This window comes from Paenibacillus sp. NPDC058174, assembly GCF_042883865.1.
Taxonomy (GTDB): domain Bacteria; phylum Bacillota; class Bacilli; order Paenibacillales; family Paenibacillaceae; genus Pristimantibacillus.
Genome location: NZ_JBHVUY010000004.1, coordinates 269,308 through 285,018, shown reverse-complemented (window position 1 = coordinate 285,018; position 15,711 = coordinate 269,308). Strand labels below are relative to the sequence as shown.

Annotated in this window: 14 protein-coding genes and 1 riboswitch; of the genes, 2 read left to right on the top strand and 12 right to left on the bottom strand. The window is 52.0% G+C overall.

Annotation, left to right across the window (positions count from 1 at the left end; translation table 11 throughout):
* Positions 1-31 precede the first annotated feature (31 nt).
* Positions 32-721, bottom strand: a complete 690-nt coding sequence (deoC, locus tag ACFVVF_RS20500) for a deoxyribose-phosphate aldolase (RefSeq protein WP_387813702.1) — start codon at positions 719-721, stop codon at positions 32-34.
* Positions 722-927: 206 nt separating this feature from the next.
* On the opposite strand from deoC, the gene ACFVVF_RS20495 reads away from it, so the two are divergent.
* Positions 928-2,727, top strand: a complete 1,800-nt coding sequence (locus tag ACFVVF_RS20495) for a 5'-nucleotidase C-terminal domain-containing protein (RefSeq protein WP_387813701.1) — start codon at positions 928-930, stop codon at positions 2,725-2,727.
* A gap of 432 nt (positions 2,728-3,159) precedes the next feature.
* Here the strand turns inward: ACFVVF_RS20495 and ACFVVF_RS20490 are convergent, their stop codons facing one another.
* From ACFVVF_RS20490 to ACFVVF_RS20465, 6 genes are all read right to left on the bottom strand, one after another.
* The gene (locus ACFVVF_RS20490; RefSeq protein WP_387813699.1) at positions 3,160-4,395 is read right to left on the bottom strand and encodes an MFS transporter; all 1,236 of its coding nucleotides are present in this window, start codon (positions 4,393-4,395) and stop codon (positions 3,160-3,162) included.
* 103 nt (positions 4,396-4,498) lie between these two features.
* Positions 4,499-5,131, bottom strand: a complete 633-nt coding sequence (locus ACFVVF_RS20485; RefSeq protein ID WP_387813697.1) for a hypothetical protein — start codon at positions 5,129-5,131, stop codon at positions 4,499-4,501.
* 123 nt (positions 5,132-5,254) lie between these two features.
* A riboswitch (cyclic di-AMP (ydaO/yuaA leader) is annotated at positions 5,255-5,403 on the bottom strand.
* Positions 5,404-5,464: 61 nt separating this feature from the next.
* Positions 5,465-5,926 (bottom strand): cupin domain-containing protein, encoded by a 462-nt coding sequence (locus ACFVVF_RS20480; RefSeq protein WP_387813696.1) that lies wholly within the window; start codon positions 5,924-5,926, stop codon positions 5,465-5,467.
* Positions 5,927-6,105: 179 nt separating this feature from the next.
* On the bottom strand, positions 6,106-7,824 hold the full coding sequence (locus ACFVVF_RS20475; RefSeq protein ID WP_387813694.1) for an ABC transporter ATP-binding protein: 1,719 nt from the start codon (positions 7,822-7,824) through the stop codon (positions 6,106-6,108).
* A gap of 208 nt (positions 7,825-8,032) precedes the next feature.
* On the bottom strand, positions 8,033-8,518 hold the full coding sequence (gene infC / locus ACFVVF_RS20470) for a translation initiation factor IF-3 (protein ID WP_387813692.1): 486 nt from the start codon (positions 8,516-8,518) through the stop codon (positions 8,033-8,035).
* Between the two features lie 46 nt (positions 8,519-8,564).
* Entirely contained in the window at positions 8,565-9,962 is a 1,398-nt protein-coding gene (locus tag ACFVVF_RS20465) for an MATE family efflux transporter (RefSeq protein ID WP_387814294.1), read from the bottom strand.
* A 205-nt stretch (positions 9,963-10,167) separates the two neighbouring features.
* On the opposite strand from ACFVVF_RS20465, the gene ACFVVF_RS20460 reads away from it, so the two are divergent.
* Positions 10,168-11,055 (top strand): helix-turn-helix transcriptional regulator, encoded by an 888-nt coding sequence (locus ACFVVF_RS20460; RefSeq protein WP_387813690.1) that lies wholly within the window; start codon positions 10,168-10,170, stop codon positions 11,053-11,055.
* 49 nt (positions 11,056-11,104) lie between these two features.
* Here ACFVVF_RS20460 and ACFVVF_RS20455 read toward each other — a convergent pair whose 3' ends face one another.
* The 5 genes from ACFVVF_RS20455 to ACFVVF_RS20435 form a co-directional block, all read right to left on the bottom strand.
* Positions 11,105-12,547, bottom strand: coding sequence for a nicotinate phosphoribosyltransferase (locus ACFVVF_RS20455; protein ID WP_387813688.1), 1,443 nt, complete (start codon positions 12,545-12,547; stop codon positions 11,105-11,107).
* A gap of 72 nt (positions 12,548-12,619) precedes the next feature.
* Complete coding sequence (locus ACFVVF_RS20450; protein ID WP_387813686.1) at positions 12,620-13,414, bottom strand: arylamine N-acetyltransferase family protein; 795 nt, start codon at positions 13,412-13,414, stop codon at positions 12,620-12,622.
* 75 nt (positions 13,415-13,489) lie between these two features.
* Positions 13,490-13,858, bottom strand: a complete 369-nt coding sequence (locus ACFVVF_RS20445) for a zinc ribbon domain-containing protein (RefSeq protein ID WP_387813684.1) — start codon at positions 13,856-13,858, stop codon at positions 13,490-13,492.
* Between the two features lie 135 nt (positions 13,859-13,993).
* Complete coding sequence (locus ACFVVF_RS20440) at positions 13,994-14,677, bottom strand: TerC family protein (protein ID WP_387813683.1); 684 nt, start codon at positions 14,675-14,677, stop codon at positions 13,994-13,996.
* A 206-nt stretch (positions 14,678-14,883) separates the two neighbouring features.
* Positions 14,884-15,552: an HAD family hydrolase gene (locus tag ACFVVF_RS20435; RefSeq protein ID WP_387813681.1), complete on the bottom strand. Its 669-nt coding sequence runs from the start codon at positions 15,550-15,552 to the stop codon at positions 14,884-14,886.
* Between the last annotated feature and the right edge of the window lie 159 nt (positions 15,553-15,711).

The following is a 15,711-nucleotide window of genomic DNA, read 5'->3' as shown; positions in this document are numbered from 1 at the left end:
ATCCCCCAACATCTGCACCTTCGGACAGCTGTTAGTAGCCCTCTCCTGCTCCTCCGGATACGATCGCCACGCTGGCGCTGGCGCCAATCCGTGTCGCTCCAGAAGCCAGCATCAGCAGGGCTGTCTTCTGATCGCGGACGCCCCCTGATGCCTTAACGCCCATCTCAGAACCAACAGTGCGGCGCATTAGCGAAATATCTGCAGCGGTAGCTCCGCCTTTGCCAAAGCCCGTTGACGTCTTCACATAATCCGCCCCCGCCTCCTTGCAGATCAAGCATGCCCGCACTTTCTCCTCGTCTGTCAGCAACCCGGTCTCTAAGATCACTTTGACGACTGCTTGTCCGTCAGCAGCCGCAACGACACCCGCTACGTCTCCTCTGACTCCCTCGTCATTGCCGGATTTGAGCAGTCCGATGTTCAGTACCATATCAACCTCAGTTGCGCCGTTTGCGATCGCATCCCGTGTCTCCGCCGCTTTCGCGAACGTTGTTGTCGCTCCCAGCGGAAAACCGATAACCGTCGTGATGCCGACCTTCGAATCTGCCAGCAGCTCTGACGCCAGCTTTACCCAGCCGGGATTGATGCACACCGTCGCAAAGCCATGATGCTTCGCTTCTTGGCAAAGCTGTACGATATCGGCCTTTGTCGCATCTGCCTTCAACACGGTATGATCAATTGCCGCCGCAATGTCTGCGGCCGTCAAGTTATGTCCTTCACTCATGAGCGGATCGCCCTCCTCGTTATTTCCCCCATTATAATCAACCGTATGCACCAAGAGCAACAAGACAGACTAAGCAGAATGTCCTCCAATAGTATGCCATAAGTTTTAATTTTCAGAAAATTAAAGAAAGCTAAACAGGAATTCATTTGCAAACGTAGAATAGGAAATTCGTTGTCAAATATAGGATATGGAGGGATGAGAGGTCTATGTTCAAGAGGTTCAAATGGTTAGGCTCCGCCTTGTTGGCCGTATCGCTAATTGCCGTCTCGACAGGCACCGTCACTGCAGCCGAATCCGCAACAACCGCAGCTGGCAAGCATATTACGCTGCTGCACACGAATGACATGCACGCCCGGGCGGTGGAGAACACAAGCGGAGAAATGGGCTTCGCCAAGCTCAGCGGCATCATCGACAGTTACCGGGCAGCCAATCCCAACACGCTTCTGCTTGACGGCGGAGATGCCGTGCACGGAACAACCTTCGCCACTTTGGTAACCGGCGAAAGCGTCGTGAAGGTCATGAACAAAATGGGCTATGATGCGGCGGTACCGGGCAACCATGAATATAATTACGGTTATGAACGGCTGCTGGAGCTCGAGAACGAAATGACTTACCCGCTGCTCAGCGCAAATACTCGCGTAACGAAAGACCAGACACTTCTGTACAAGCCTTATGTCATTAAAGAAGTAGATGGTGTAAGAATCGGCATATTCGGTTTGACAACGCCGGAGACGGCATATAAAACGCATCCTAATAATGTGAAAGGGCTATCCTTCACTAACCCCGTGAAGGAGGCGCAAGCCATTGTGGGCGAGCTGAAAGACAAGACGGACATCATCGTAGCTTTAGGCCATATCGGACAAGATGCCGCAAGTGAGGACACGAGCTTGAAGCTGCTGAAGGAAGTGTCCGGCATAGACGTATTTATTGATGGTCACAGCCATACGGTGTTGAAGGACGGCCTTGTGGCGGGCAACGGAACCCTTTTAGCCAGCGCAGGCGAATATACGAAATATTTAGGTGTCGTTGATCTGTGGTTCGATAACGGCAAAGTGGTTAAGAAGCAAGCTGCACTCATTGATCAGAAGCAGGCTGCGGCTATTAAGCCTAATGCCGAAGTGACGGCGCTCGTTGCAGATATTCAGAAAAGCCAGGAAGCCATCCTGACACAGGAGGTCGGCAAGGCGGCCGTCAAACTGGAGGGAACTCGTGAGCTTGTGCGGGCTAGCGAGACGAATCTGGGCAACCTGATCGCCGATGCAATTCGTGATGCAGCCGGGGCAGACATTGGTCTGACGAACGGCGGCGGCATCCGCGCCTCCATTAATGAAGGCATCATTACGAAAGGAGACGTCATCACGGTACTGCCATTCGGCAATCAAATTGTAACCTTGAAGGTCTCTGGCGCCGACTTGAAGGCTGCACTCGAAAATGGCGTATCCGATTATCCCAATCCGAAAGGCGCATTCCCGCAAGTGTCCGGCATAGCATTTAAGATTGATGCAGCCAAGCCCGCAGGTGAACGCGTTCATTCCGTAACCGTGGGCGGCAAGCCGCTTGACGGGAAAAAGCAATACGTTATAGCGACGAATGACTTCATGGCTGCGGGCGGAGACGAATATGTGATGTTCAGCAGCTATCCGCAAGCTGGAATGTATGGCTCGCTTGACGAGGCACTCATTGCCTACATCGAGAAGCTGGACGGCGTACTGCCGAAGGCAGAGGGACGTATTACCGCTGCTGCCGCTGCCGCATCGGAAATCCCGCCTGCTGCGGCCGAGCCGGAACCGGCAACGAATACCAAGCCGGAGGTGAAACCTGAGCCTAAACCGGAAACAAAGCCCACGGCTAAGCCAGAGCCCGCTTCATATACCGTTAAGAAGGGCGATACGCTCTGGTCGATCGCCAAAGCACACGGTACAACTTGGCAGCAGCTTCTCGACCTCAACGGTATTGCCAACCCGAATCTCATCTACCCGGGGCAAAAAATTAAGCTTGCTGCTTAATCCCTAGATGCTGGGTATGAATCGAAAAGGCGTCCCGGAAGTCAGAAATGACGGTGGGACGCCTTTTTTTGCTTATAGACTTGTAAGCCGTCTGCAATATGTCACGGTGAACTCAAACACTCGGCTTGTCCCGATTACGCAGGAGGATGATATAGAAATCAAAATATAAAAGTGCAGGCTGTCTGGCGTTTTTCCGCCGTTTTTGGCGATCAAAATGCAAATGTGCAGGTTGTTTGCTCTAAAATGCTTCAATCCGCCGAAATTGTACGAATTCAAATGCACTTTTACATTTTGATAGCGATTTTAAGGCTTTTGAGGCTTATCAAAATGCACATTTGCATTTTGAGCCTCGTCCGGCTTCATTTTCAAACCTTCAGAAAGCCAAAAACGGCAGTGCAGGGATAAAATCATCCTTGCACTGCCGTTTTTATTTTAGGCCGATTGCTGGCCCTGCTCTCTTCCTCGGACACCATGCTTCCGCTCATACACCAGATAGAGAATCAGATACAAAACGAAAAACAGTCCCGAGAAAAGGAACATCGTTGCGTAATTGGTCCACATCGCTGCAAAGCCTAAAAGGATGGCGCCAGATCCGATACCGATATCAAACAAATTATAGTAGGTTGCCGTAGCGACGCCACGCCGTTGCGGTTCCACTCTATTAATGACCCATGCCTGCAAGGCCGGGAACAAAGCTCCGAAGCCTAGGCCATAGAACACAGCAGCCAGCAGCAGCATCGCGGTCGTCTCCGTCTTGTACAGCAGTACACAGCCAATTACGCACAATACGGCTGAAGGGAATAACACCCAGAACCGGCCTTTCCGGTCAAACAACGGGCCGCTGACGAACCGGATGAGTACCTCGCTGATTGCAACGACGAGGAAGAAATAGCCGATATTGGCCAGTCCCTTTTCGATGCCGAACAGCGTAATAAAGCTCAGCAGGCCGCCAAAAGCGAAGCCTACCATCATGCCGAGCAAGGACGGGAACAGCGCCTTCCTCTCCACGACATCATGAACCCATGATTTTTCGGAGCCAGCAGCGGTCTCTCTGATCGCCGCTTCAGCTTCCCGCTCCTTGGCGTTAGCCTTGATCTGCGCCTGTCCTTCAGGAGATAGCCGGACGAATAAGGTGAAGAACAGCGACAGCAGCAGAATAACGACTCCGAAGCCAAACAATCCGCCGTAGCTGTAATGGTCGAGCAGCCAGATGCCAAGAAACGGACCTAATGAGAAGGAAATTGCATTACCTGTCGCAAAAAAGCCCATTCCTTCACCCCGGCGCGAAGCCGGGATCACATCGGATACGACGGTTCCGAACATCGTCGTCGCCAGTCCAAAGCCAATGCCGTGCACGACACGGAGCAGAAGCAGGACGGACAACGTACCCGCGACATAATAGCTCGCCATTCCGATCAAGCAAATAATGACGCCAACGAGCAGCAGCCCCTTTTTGCCCAGCCGCTTCATCCCCGCCCCTGTCAATGGACGGGATAGAACGGCGGCAAACGTAAAGAAGCCTAGTATCAAGCCGATTTGCGACTCTGTGCTGCCTTGGTCTGCCGCAAAAATCGGCAATGTAGGCAGCAGCATTTCGATCGCCATAAAAAGAAATAAATTCGAGCAACACAATAAAATGAAGTTTTTCGTCCATAAGGACTCGCGCATGCTGTAAAATCCCTTCGACTTTCGTTATGAATTTGGAAAGCGTACCCCGCTTCCCAGCTAAAGACCATCATAACGCAGCCAAATCCCGCTGTAAATCAACGTTTTACATGAAAGCGGCTCCATCCCCTACCCTGCCATAGGGCTCGCTGCCCGGCAATTCATCGAACCATATGGCGTCATCCGGACAATCCAGCATCATGAAATGTCCCTCGCGGCCGTACTTCGAATGATGATACTTTAAATAAGCCTTGCCATTGTCGATCGACACAATCTCGATCTTGCCGGAGCTGTGATACATAACGAGCTTTAGCGGGCTTCCGCCGGCGGAGATGAGCGCCTTCGCTCCCTCCACGACTTGAAAGGCGCGTTTCAAACGAACGGAAGCCTCTCTGTCGCCGCTTTCGGGACGCTGAATAAACACCAGAGCCGGCGTTACGCCGATCCAGGCCAGTTGATTCAGCATATGCGCCAATTGAAACGGGTCGTCATTGATGCCTTTCAGAATGGGGGTGTGATTGACTAGAATGACGCCGGCCTGATGAAGTACTTCCAGGCTGACGCGTGCCTCAGGTGTCAGATCGCTAGGACGATGGAATTGCGTGGTCACTTGAATGCGGGTGCTGTCCGGAAACTCCCCCCTGCCGATGGCTTCAACCAGCTCTGCGAGCTGCGAATCTCCCTCCAGCAAGACCGGATTGCCATTGTTCAAAGTAACCGAATATTGGGGCTGCGGCATACAAACTCCTCCTTAAAAAAGAATTTGTGGTGCACGCTTCACCAGCGGGGGTCGATAAAAACACAAAAAGACCCTTACAATCCTAAGGTTTGCAAGGGTCATAAACATTCGTATTCATACATGAGATGACCCATCCACTGCTGACGAGGTTAGCTGACGGACTCGGGTAGATGGTACCCTAAGGCTGATGCATGGCATCAATACCTATTCGCCCCACTTGCATTTGGTTCCCCCGCTTTCCGGCAATGCCGGAAATTAAGCGTAATCTAATTTTAAAAGATGCCCAAACCATTTGTCAAACGATCCGGCAAATTCCAGCCAAAGCCTATAATTTTAGCGCTCGATCAGCTTGAAATCATCATAATGGAAGCCCGGAGCTACAACGCAGGATACGAATACAGGCTCGTCCCCCAGCGGATGCGACATTTGCCATTCTCCTGCCGGTACCAGCGCTTGCGGCTGCTGGCCATTCAGAACATCGCCGCCCAGCATAATTTCCTGGCGGGTATGCGGCGCATCCTCTGTGCCCCCAAGCGTAAGCTTCATTGGGCCGCCGGAATGCCACAGCCACAGCTCGTCCGAATGCACTTTATGCCAATCGGAGAATTCATCAGGATGCAGCAGGAAGTAAATCGAAGAAGCTGCAAAACGAGGTCCCGAATAGGGCTCGCCGAGCACCTGATGCGGAATTTCAAAAGATGCTTTCCATAGCTCCTTGTACCAGCCGCCCTCTACATGCGGCTTTAATCCTAAAGCTTCAACCAAAGGGGACAGCTGTTTAACCGTATTGCTCATATGATCTCTCCTCCCAATCTCTTTCTAAAGCTTCGTTACTGCTTCAAATTTTATACCGAATGCCGAGAAATCGTCAAACGAGCGGCATTGCATCTCACGAGAAGGCTTAATAAAAAACCTGCTCCTAGCCGCCCCTGAGACGGAAGCGATAGGAACAGGCTTTTTGGCATTTGTATCCGTTACGCTGTACCAAACTGTGCCTGATGAAGACGGCTGTATACGCCGCCGGTAGCCACCAACTCGTCATGCCGCCCTTGCTCGGAAATACCTTCTTCCGTTACGACGACAATGCGGTCGGCATTCTTGATCGTTGCCAAGCGGTGGGCGATAACGAGCGTCGTTCTGCCAACGGAGAGCTCCGCCAGCGACTGCTGAATCGCCGCTTCCGTCTCGGTGTCCAGCGCCGAGGTCGCTTCGTCCAATATAAGAATCGGCGGATTCTTCAAGAACATCCGGGCAATCGCCATCCGCTGCTTCTGGCCGCCGGACAGCTTCACGCCCCGCTCGCCGACGACCGTATCCAGCCCGTTCGGCTGCGCAGCAATGAATTCCTCCAGCCGTGCCCGGCGTGCCGCTTCCCTGATCTCCGCCTCGGAAGCGTCCAGCTTGCCGTAGGCGATATTTTCACGGATCGTGCCATGGAACAGGAACACATCCTGCTGTACGATGCCGATCTGCTTGCGCAGCGATTCCATCGTCACTTCGCGAATATCATGCCCGTCGACAGAAATGCTGCCGCCGTCCACCTCATAGAAGCGAGGCAGAAGACTGCACAGCGTCGTCTTCCCTGCACCGGAAGGCCCCACGAAGGCGACCGTTTCGCCTGCCTTAATCGACAAGCTGATTCCGTTTAATACCTTATCTTTGCCCTCATAGCCGAAGGTTACATCGTTGTAGCGGATATCTCCCTTAACAAGGCCGATATCACGGGCATTAGGCGCGTCTGCGATGTCCGGATCGGTATCTATTAATTTCAGGTAGCGCTTGAAGCCCGCGATCCCTTTCGGATAGCTCTCGATAACAGCATTAATTTTCTCAATCGGCTTGAAGAAGATATTCGTCATCAGAACAAAAGCGATAAACTCACCGTAGTGCAGCTGGCCTTGAATAACGAACCAGGCACCGAACAACAAAACAAACAGCTGGACAAAACGCATGAGCATGTAAGTGACTGATGCGTTCATACCAATGATTTTATACGAAATCAGCTTGGCCACACGGAAACGGCTGTTGTTCTCCGCGAATTGCTTGCCTTCATGCTTTTCATTAGCGAATGCTTGTACGACACGAATGCCGCCAACCGTATCCTCAACACGAGCGTTGAAGTCAGCCATTTCACTAAATAGACGATCGGAAGCCTTCGTCATCTTTTTGTTAAAGAAAATAACGAGCCAGATGATGATTGGAACAATAACATAAGTCAGAATTGCAAGCTCCAAATTAATGTAAGCCATGATGCCAAAGGCGCCTATCAGCGTCATCACCGCGATAAACATATCCTCGGGTCCGTGATGCGCCACCTCGCCGATCTCGAACAGGTCATTCGTAAGCCGGGAGATCAGATGGCCGGTCTTCGTATTGTCGAAATACCGGAAGGACAGCTTCTGCACATGCTGGAACAGCTTACGCCGCATGTCTGTCTCAATGTTAATCCCAAGCATGTGCCCCCAGTAGGTGACTACATACGACAACAGCGTATTGATTACGTAAATAATAAAAAGAATGGAACAAGCCGTAATGATATACATCCAGTTCCCGTCAGGGAGCAAGGTATCAACAACGTAACTGACTGCAAGCGGGAAGCATAGCTCTAGAATAGCTAGTACAACTGCGCTGCAGAAGTCAAGATAGAACAGCTTGCGATAAGGCTTATAATAGCTGAAAAATCTGCGAAGCATTTGCAATCTCCTTTTTTCGGGTAGTGGCCGTAAAAGCCATTGATAATGATTTTCAATTAAAAGCATACCCAAACTTCCAGCCAGTGTCAATTGCTGTTTCGGAGATATTCAGCACTTCATTAGAAGCTGATACATCTAGGATTGAACGGAATTAGAGCAGCATTCAATGCCGATTTCAGCTCAGATACAGTTCGGTTTTAGTTCAAATCTAGTTCGGGTTGAGCTGTACAGCCGCCTGCTTGCCGCTCACCTGAATGCCTGTTTGTTTCTGCCCGTGCGGCTTCAAATCGCCCGCTAGCTGTTCCAGCAGCGCCTTCGCCTTTGGCCCTTCCTTGCCCGTAATCCGTACGACAAGCAGCACGGCATTTCCCGATTCCAGCAGCTTGGCCGCTTGCCGCTGCTTCGTCTCGTAGTCATGCTGTTCGATATCGACGGACAGCCGCAGCTCCTTCACCTTCGCCGGCTGCTCCTTCACCTTCTCTTCCCGCTTCTGCCGGCTGGCCTCATTCTTCGCTGAGCCTCTGCGCATAAGCTTGCAAGGCGGCGGGCTGCTCATCAGCGATTCGCAGACGAGATCCGCCTTCAGCTCTTTGGCCATTGCCAGCGCCTCAGTCCGCGATACGATGCCGAGATCCTCACCGTCCAAGCCCGTAAGCAGCAGCTCGGACGCTTTTATCTTTTCATTCATAATCATCAGTCGTTACCTCCATTAATCATTCATGCGCTTAAATAGTGAAAGCTTAAGCTTTGGCTACGGAAGTATTGCCCCCTGTCGCAGGCAAGCTTCCTCGTTGCCCGGCAGTCCCTTGTTCGGCGCGACGGATCATCTTCTGCTGCTTCCATCTCAGCCAGACCAGAACGCCCCGGATATATTCGTCGGCGATCATGCAGCCGTAAATACCGAGAAGCCCCCAGCCCCAGTGAATCCCAACCACATACGGCATCAGACCGCCAACGGTCGTTGTCACGGTAAGCGATACGATCATAATAAACCGGGTATCCCCGACAGCGTTCAAGGAGTTGCCGAAAGCCATGTTTAGCATTTTGCCAGGCTGCAGCACCAGATTCATTCCCAGCAAGGACACGCCCATTGCAATAATTTCCGGCTCCTTCGTAAAGATGCCAAGCACTTTGCCGCCAAATAAATAAATGACAAAGGCATTCATCAGGACGATAAGCTCCGCAATCCATAAGGCGCGGAACACGCTCTTATACGCCTTACGGAATTCACCTGCACCGTACATATGGGCAATCTGGATTTGCAAGGCCATCGCAATCGACTGTCCCAGCATGAAGCAGAACGATTCCAGCGTGTTCATATACGTCCGTGCGGCCAGCTCGTTTGCGCCAAGCATCGCAATATAGCTGAAAATAACGAGCTGCGAGAATACCCAAGCCGACAGCCCGACGGCCAGCGGCCAGCCGATTTTCAGCACCTCCTTCAACAGCTTGTTGTCGAAGATGCGGAAGTCGGCCAGATTGATTTTACGCTCAAAAGCGTTCAAGAACATGAACAGCAGCACGATCGTTGCGAGCAGACGGCTAATTACAGTAGAGATTGCGACACCTGCAAGCCCCCATTGCGGAAGGCCAAGCTCGCCGAAAATAAAGCCATAATTCAATATAACATGAACGACGTTCATCGCGATCGCAATATACATCGGACCCTTCGTATTGCCTGTGCTGCGGATGGATGTGCTGAGCGTTGCCATTATAGCAGTCAGAATCATGCTGCCGCCAACGATGGAGATATACACTTTAGCCAATGGCAGCAGCTTATCCGGAAGCTGAAGCACCGCAGCAATCTGTGTCGGCATGAAATATAGAAGCAAGCTGAGTACGAGACCGATCAGTGCAGTCACCTTAACAGCGATAATTGCAATTGTACGCGCATCCTCATTTTTGCGGGACCCGATACGCTGCGCGATCAGAATACCCGCTCCGCTGGATACGGTGACGAACAATGTGGTCAATGCCATAAACAGCTGATTGGAAAAGCCTACGACAGCTACCGCATCATCGGATATGCGGCTAACCATAAGCGTGTCGGCCGCCCCCAGCAGAAATTGCAGAAATAGTTCGATAAAAATGGGCCAAGCCAGCATCCAGAGCGTAAACTTGCGCGGTTGCGAATTCATCATTTGAAACCTCCTGTTGTATACGACTGCAGCTTGCTGCCCAAACTTTGGAACATCGGGAATATACGGTCTGCTTACTGTCTGAGCATCAAAATCGTCATTTCAAATTATAGATGCTATACTGCAAGCAGTGTATCAGATTCAAAACCGAAACTTTCACGATTCCAACCTTCATTCCGTTGAACTAACAGGAGGTATCCATACGATGACGCTCTTCCAATTTACCATACCGCCACTACCGCATTACATGGCCAGCGGCTTCACCGTCAACGCCCCCGGCTTCAGGCATCCCGGGCGACGGAGAATCGAGGTATTCGATCTGTTAGTCGTTACCGAAGGCTGCCTCTATATCGAAGAGGAGGATCAGCGCTTCGCAATCGAGGCCGGCCACAGCCTCATACTGCGCCCCGATGCTTATCATCACGGGTTCCAACCTTGTGAGGAGCAGACCTGCTATCATTGGCTGCACTTCCAGACGACGGGCGGCTGGAGTATTCATGATAGCAGTTATTCCATCCACGAGCCTGCCGAGACCGATTCTTCGGCAGCGGCAGCCGCCCGGATTTTCACAACGCAGACGTTCATTAAGCAAGTACCGCAATTTACGAAGCTGCTTCAGCCGGCAAAGGTAACGGAAACGATCCGGCAGCTGACCGAGTTAGATCGCAGCAATCACCGCAGCAGCGTAAGCTGGAAGCAGCAGCTTCTATTTCAAGAGCTAGTGGAACAGCTGTCGGCCTCCTTTGAAATGCACAACTCCTCACCCGCTGCCCTATGCGCCGAGCAGGCCGCCACTTATTTGCGGCAGCACTACCGGGAGGCGATAACGGCGAAAGAGCTTGGCGAAAGCATCAATTTCCATCCCGTGTACATCGCGCGCTGCATGCAAAAGGTGTTCGGCTGTTCGCCGATCGACTATTTGACGCGCTTTCGAATCGAACGCGCCAAGCTGCTTCTGCTGCAAACCGATCAGCCTGTCGCCCGGATCGCCGAGGAAGTCGGGTTCAGCCATCCCGCCTACTTCGCGTCCAGCTTCACGAAGCATGAAGGAATTTCGCCGCGCAAATACCGCCAGCGCTTCGCGCACGGCTGAATCAAGCCGCGCCGCTCTATCGCATCTGGCGGTAAATAAGAATAATAAATTAACGCTTGCTGTTCTGAATCAGATCCATCTTCAGCTGCCATGCCTTTTCGCTCAAATGAATGGCGTACAGCTCCGGATTCAGCTTCCGCTGCACCTCCGGCTTGAATCTTGCCAGCTCCCGCTGATGGAAGGCCCGAATCTGCTCCAGGCTTGGAAGCTTATACACCAGCTCCCCTTTATCGATGACTCGGACGAGCAGCGGCAGCGCCTCGTAATCGGTAACGACGCGGGATATATAGGGGTGCACGGGGTCGAACAGCCTTAATGGCTCGCCCCGCACCATCTCATCCTCACCGTTAAGAGAGATATAATCGGCTTCCGCGAGACCCGTGCTCCGGTCAACAATCCGGTAGACTTCTTTGCGTCCAGGTGTAGACACCTTCTCCGGATTGTTCGACAGCTTGATCACGGGTATCCATTCCCCATCACGCTCGCGTGCCGTCAGCTTGTACACGCCGCCAAGCGAAGGCTGATCGGCGGCTGTAATGAGCTGAGTGCCGACACCCCAAGTATCAATCTTCGCCCCTTGTGCCTTCAGGTTGAAAATCAGCGTCTCATCGAGATCATTCGAAGCAACGATAGACACATAAGGCAGACCCGCCGCGTCGAGACGTTTGCGCGCTTCCTTGGACAAATAAGCAAGGTCGCCGCTGTCGAGCCGTACGGCGCTCATCCGCTTGCCGATGCTCTCCAGCCAATGGGCGGTTTTGATCGCATTGTTTAATCCGCTTTTGAGCGTGTCGTAAGTATCGATGAGCAGCGTCACCTGATCCGGCAGCGCCTTCGCATAGTTAAGAAACGCCTCTTCCTCGCTGTCATGCCCCTGCACCCATGAATGGGCGTGCGTGCCCTTCGTCGGGATGCCGAACAGCATCCCGGCATGCAGGTTCGAGGTAGCATGGAAGCCCGCAATATAAGTCGCCCGTGCGCCCCATACGGCGGCATCCGCCTCCTGCGCTCTTCGCGTACCGAACTCCAGCAGCGTGTCGCCCGCCGCAACCTGCACAATACGGGATGCCTTTGTTGCAATCAGCGTCTGGTAGTTCATAAAGTTAAGCAGCGCCGTCTCCACAAGCTGCGTCTCAAATACCGTTCCCTCTACCCGGATAAGCGGTTCATTGGGGAACACAATTGCTCCCTCTTCCGCCGAGTAGAGTGTCCCTTTGAACTGAAACTGCCGGAGCAGCTCCAGAAAAGCAGGCTCATACCGTTCCTCCTGCTCCGCCAAATAACGGAGCTCCTGCTCGTTAAAGCGAAGCTCGCGGATATAATTGACGATTCGCTCCAATCCGGCGAATACGGCGTAGCCATTGCCGAACGGCAGCTTGCGGAAGTACGCCTCGAACACCGCGCCGGTATCGGCTGTGCCGTTTTTCCAATGGGCATACATCATATTAATCTGATATTTATCGGTATGCAGCGTTAAGCCGGAATCCGTCATGTTGCAGCACCTCTCTTGTTCAATTCCATCTTAACAGCATATCCAGCTTAAAGCGCCGTAAACGGCCTGCGGTCAGTTAAGTTCGATTCCGAAATAGGTTCGCAAAGCTTCCCGGTAGGCTTCATCCGTTTCCGGCTTGAACACCTGTACACCGTCCGCTGCGAAAATCCGGAACTCCTCGCCCGCTATCGTATTTCGTCCTTCTTCCGTTCGTATCGCGGCTATTGCCAGCTGCTTAAAAATCGATTCCGGTGCATGCTCGCACCAGAATGAAGCCATTATGTAATCCTTCGGCAGCTGAGGCTCTTCCGTGAATGAATAAATCCGGTGCCACTCCCCGCCCTTCAGCTCGCACAGCAGCCAGCCGAAATCGGCATCCCGCTCCATGCGGTACACCTCAGAGCCTTGGTGCTGCACTTCGAGTTCGACCATCCGCAACGGTCTGCGTGGTACGATCCCGCCTACGCCAACGTCGCATAAATATCGTTCTCCGTCCAGCGTCACCTGCAAAATATGATGCCTCCGCTTCGGCGGCGTATCCGTCTCATCCCGCCAGAAGCGGCTGAAATAGTGGACAACCTCGAAGCCAAGCTCAGCCAACAGCCAGCCGAATAAGGCGTTTAATTCAAAGCAGTAGCCGCCTCGGCGGCGCGTCACGATTTTATTGAACAGATGAGTAATTTCCAGCGATAGCGGTATGCCGTGAAGAATATCCAGGTTTTCGTAAGGCACAGAATGAATATGGCATTCTTGCAGTCTGGATAATGTCTCGGCATTGACGCCCACGTCCCCCGTATATCCAATCCTTTTCAAATAAGCGATAATGTCCGGCTGCAAATGCATATGCTGCTGCGTATCATTTGTCATTCGTTATTCCCCTCGCTATTCCGGAAGATAGACTTCTATAGGCATTATACCAGTAATTTATAATTGCAATTTCATCTAGCGGCCAAAAATAATATCAAGCACCGTACTTACAGAACCCGTCTTGCTTCCTCTAATGATGTCCGGGTTGTACACTTCCACGAAGCCGCAATTGCAGCAGGAGACGAATAAATAATGATTGTACTGGATGTCGAAAAGCTTGCTCAGCCCCGTTCCCGTCATCGCAACCTCCTTCACCTCGCATTCATCATCTCCGCATTTGGCACAACGAAACTTATGATGAAACATATCGATAAGCTCGGTCGAGCGCGGCATGCTTTGTTCTTCTCCGCCCTCTGCCTCCTCGTTCACCTCGTTCTTGCATTCCGGGCAGGTTCCGTCTTTACGGAGCTCTACCATCTCATGGCACCAAGGACATTTGATCATTGCAACTCCCCCTCTCTTTATCTGTTAAACGCCGCTTATATAGCAAAGGTTTCCATTAATTTGCTGTTGCGCAAAAAAAAGCTGCTCCCCAACGCCTATCGCGCATGAGCACAGCTTTTATATACACCAATTCTGTTAGAGGCCTTCCGGCGCGTGATGCATCTCGCGTCTTTTTCCCAATACCCGTCCTAACACAACGACAAGCACAGCAAGCAGTACCGGAATGACGTAATGCCCTCCGGCAACCGGAAGCTCGAAAAACTGTCCGATTCCTTTATCGTTCTCCAGCATCTCCCCTGCTGTATAGCCCAGGAGCGCAGCGCCTCCCCAGACGATGATAGGGAACCGCTCCATAATTTTCATCAGCAGCTGGCTGCCCCATACGATTAGAGGGATGCTGATCACAAGTCCAATAATGATGAGTACAATATTGCCCTGCGCAGCGCCTGCAACAGCCAGCACATTATCGAGGCTCATGACGAGATCGGCAATAATGATCGTTTTTACCGCTCCAGCTAGTCCAACACCTGGCTTCAGCTTCTCCTCGCTGCCGTCATCCAGCAGCAGCTTCACCGCTATATAAAGCAAAAGGATGCCCCCGATAACCTGTACGAATGGTACCTTGAGTATCCATACTGCAACAAAAGTCAAACCGATGCGCAGCAGGACCGCACCTGCCCCGCCCCATAGCGTTGCTTTTTTCTGCTGCTGGGGCGGTAAATTCCGGCAGGCAAGCGCAATAACGACCGCATTGTCGCCGCTAAGCAAGACGTTGATGAGAATTAGCTTCAATAATCCGGTAATCAGCTCGCTATCCATGTTCAGTGGCTCCAGTCCATTATATATAGTCGTAGAATCCGGAAATGAAAAGATACATGACCCTATCATACCCCTAAACTACGGTGCCATAAACAATGAACCGGCGGCGCATAGCGCCGTCCTGCGTTCCAAAAGGGCGATCTTGCGCCAGGAATGCAGACTTTTGCCTATTCATCCCCGAATTTCAAACTGTAGAGCCTCTCCCTTTACTTCTCACGAGGAGCAGCTGCAAACCTTCTCCAATCCACCTCGTCGAAACTATCGACAGGATAATATAGAGGGGAGGCATCGAAGGCAAGAACCTTCGTCAGCTCGTTAGGCACGACTACACAGTGCATCCCTGCGGCAATTGCAGCTCTGGCGCCATTCGGGGAATCCTCAATAGCGACCGCCTCAGCGGCTTCTACCCCAAGAGCCTCTAGCGCCTGAAGATAAAGCTCCGGATCGGGCTTGACTTTGGTGACATGGTCGGAAGTGCGAATACATTCGAAATAATCGCGAATGCCAAGCGAGATCAAATAGTTGTCCACCCATTTATAAGGGGAACTGGACGCCAAACCGATCCGCAGCCCTTCCGCCTTCGCACGCTCCAGCAATTCGCGTATGCCTGGCCGCATTTCCTCGCGCTCCATCCTCGCTGTATGCTCCAGATGAATGGCCTTCTTGAACGATTGCTTATCGATCTGGATACCATGCTCTGTCGATAAATACTCATAAGGATTGAAAACGTCGTTGCTTGTGCCTATACAGGTGGAATACAGCTCCAACGACAGCTCAACGCCGTACTCCTTATATGCGTCACGGAAAGCGTAATACCAAGGCGTCTCCGTATCGAGAATCGTGCCGTCAAAATCAAAAATTATCGCTTTAATCATATCATCGCTCCTTAAGTTTTTGTGCGAGGCGAATGTTTCCCTCGGCCATACGCTTAGGAATGTGAATTATCCTAAACCAAACGGTAGCATTGATCAAAAGTTTTAGTCAAGGCGTCAGCTATGGGCTCTTATTGAAAAAACCGCCGTACGCGGGGAAGC

What these genes read in the sequence shown, in the direction of transcription:
- deoC (WP_387813702.1), bottom strand. Translation starts at nt 721, where the DNA reads ATGAGTGAAGGACATAACTTGACGGCCGCAGACATTGCGGCGGCAATT.
- ACFVVF_RS20495 (WP_387813701.1), top strand. Translation starts at nt 928, where the DNA reads ATGTTCAAGAGGTTCAAATGGTTAGGCTCCGCCTTGTTGGCCGTATCG.
- ACFVVF_RS20490 (WP_387813699.1), bottom strand. Translation starts at nt 4,395, where the DNA reads ATGCGCGAGTCCTTATGGACGAAAAACTTCATTTTATTGTGTTGCTCG.
- ACFVVF_RS20485 (WP_387813697.1), bottom strand. Translation starts at nt 5,131, where the DNA reads ATGCCGCAGCCCCAATATTCGGTTACTTTGAACAATGGCAATCCGGTC.
- ACFVVF_RS20480 (WP_387813696.1), bottom strand. Translation starts at nt 5,926, where the DNA reads ATGAGCAATACGGTTAAACAGCTGTCCCCTTTGGTTGAAGCTTTAGGA.
- ACFVVF_RS20475 (WP_387813694.1), bottom strand. Translation starts at nt 7,824, where the DNA reads ATGCTTCGCAGATTTTTCAGCTATTATAAGCCTTATCGCAAGCTGTTC.
- infC (WP_387813692.1), bottom strand. Translation starts at nt 8,518, where the DNA reads ATGATTATGAATGAAAAGATAAAAGCGTCCGAGCTGCTGCTTACGGGC.
- ACFVVF_RS20465 (WP_387814294.1), bottom strand. Translation starts at nt 9,962, where the DNA reads ATGAATTCGCAACCGCGCAAGTTTACGCTCTGGATGCTGGCTTGGCCC.
- ACFVVF_RS20460 (WP_387813690.1), top strand. Translation starts at nt 10,168, where the DNA reads ATGACGCTCTTCCAATTTACCATACCGCCACTACCGCATTACATGGCC.
- ACFVVF_RS20455 (WP_387813688.1), bottom strand. Translation starts at nt 12,547, where the DNA reads ATGACGGATTCCGGCTTAACGCTGCATACCGATAAATATCAGATTAAT.
- ACFVVF_RS20450 (WP_387813686.1), bottom strand. Translation starts at nt 13,414, where the DNA reads ATGACAAATGATACGCAGCAGCATATGCATTTGCAGCCGGACATTATC.
- ACFVVF_RS20445 (WP_387813684.1), bottom strand. Translation starts at nt 13,858, where the DNA reads ATGATCAAATGTCCTTGGTGCCATGAGATGGTAGAGCTCCGTAAAGAC.
- ACFVVF_RS20440 (WP_387813683.1), bottom strand. Translation starts at nt 14,677, where the DNA reads ATGGATAGCGAGCTGATTACCGGATTATTGAAGCTAATTCTCATCAAC.
- ACFVVF_RS20435 (WP_387813681.1), bottom strand. Translation starts at nt 15,552, where the DNA reads ATGATTAAAGCGATAATTTTTGATTTTGACGGCACGATTCTCGATACG.